We start from the raw sequence: 1,627 nt of genomic DNA on the forward strand, positions 1-1,627 counted from the left end.
AAAGAACATTGATAACTGAACAATAGACAACAAACCCTGAAAATTCTTTAAAGAGATTTTTCAAGAACGGACATCGAAAGATGTCGAACCAGAACAGTAAACAGGAACAGAATTGCCAAGCGATTCTGACCCGGATACAAACATTTTTAACGAGAGTTTGATCCTGGCTCAGGATGAACGCTGGCGGCGTGCTTAACACATGCAAGTCGAACGAAGCACTTATTTGTGACTGAGTGGCGGACGGGTGAGTAACGCGTGGGTAACCTGCCTCATACAGGGGGATAACAGTTAGAAATGACTGCTAATACCGCATAAGACCACGGAGCCGCATGGCTCAGTGGGAAAAACTCCGGTGGTATGAGATGGACCCGCGTCTGATTAGGTAGTTGGTGGGGTAACGGCCTACCAAGCCAACGATCAGTAGCCGACCTGAGAGGGTGACCGGCCACATTGGGACTGAGACACGGCCCAAACTCCTACGGGAGGCAGCAGTGGGGAATATTGCACAATGGGGGAAACCCTGATGCAGCGACGCCGCGTGAGCGAAGAAGTATTTCGGTATGTAAAGCTCTATCAGCAGGGAAGAAAATGACGGTACCTGACTAAGAAGCACCGGCTAAATACGTGCCAGCAGCCGCGGTAATACGTATGGTGCAAGCGTTATCCGGATTTACTGGGTGTAAAGGGAGCGTAGACGGCTGTGTAAGTCTGAAGTGAAAGCCCGGGGCTCAACCCCGGGACTGCTTTGGAAACTATGCAGCTAGAGTGTCGGAGAGGTAAGTGGAATTCCCAGTGTAGCGGTGAAATGCGTAGATATTGGGAGGAACACCAGTGGCGAAGGCGGCTTACTGGACGATGACTGACGTTGAGGCTCGAAAGCGTGGGGAGCAAACAGGATTAGATACCCTGGTAGTCCACGCCGTAAACGATGACTACTAGGTGTCGGGGAGCAAAGCTCTTCGGTGCCGCAGCAAACGCAATAAGTAGTCCACCTGGGGAGTACGTTCGCAAGAATGAAACTCAAAGGAATTGACGGGGACCCGCACAAGCGGTGGAGCATGTGGTTTAATACATCCCGGTGACCGGCATGTAATGATGCCTTTTCTTCGGAACACCGGTGACAGGTGGTGCATGGTTGTCGTCAGCTCGTGTCGTGAGATGTTGGGTTAAGTCCCGCAACGAGCGCAACCCTTATCTTCAGTAGCCAGCATTTTGGATGGGCACTCTGGAGAGACTGCCAGGGATAACCTGGAGGAAGGTGGGGATGACGTCAAATCATCATGCCCCTTATGAGCAGGGCTACACACGTGCTACAATGGCGTAAACAAAGGGAAGCGAGCCTGCGAGGGTAAGCAAATCTCAAAAATAACGTCTCAGTTCGGATTGTAGTCTGCAACTCGACTACATGAAGCTGGAATCGCTAGTAATCGCGAATCAGCATGTCGCGGTGAATACGTTCCCGGGTCTTGTACACACCGCCCGTCACACCATGGGAGTTGGTAACGCCCGAAGTCAGTGACCCAACCGTAAGGAGGGAGCTGCCGAAGGTGGGACCGATAACTGGGGTGAAGTCGTAACAAGGTAGCCGTATCGGAAGGTGCGGCTGGATCACCTCCTTTCTAAGGAA

The 1,627-nt window shown here is 51.9% G+C and carries 1 rRNA gene; it reads left to right on the forward strand.

The window, feature by feature from the left end:
• The first annotated feature begins 145 nt into the window (after positions 1-145).
• A 16S ribosomal RNA gene (locus PG840_RS16610) occupies positions 146-1,619 on the forward strand.
• Positions 1,620-1,627 lie beyond the last annotated feature (8 nt).

Origin of the sequence: Coprococcus sp. AM97-35 (assembly GCF_027697525.1) — a bacterium.
Taxonomy (GTDB): Bacteria; Bacillota; Clostridia; order Lachnospirales; family Lachnospiraceae; genus Allocoprococcus; species Allocoprococcus comes.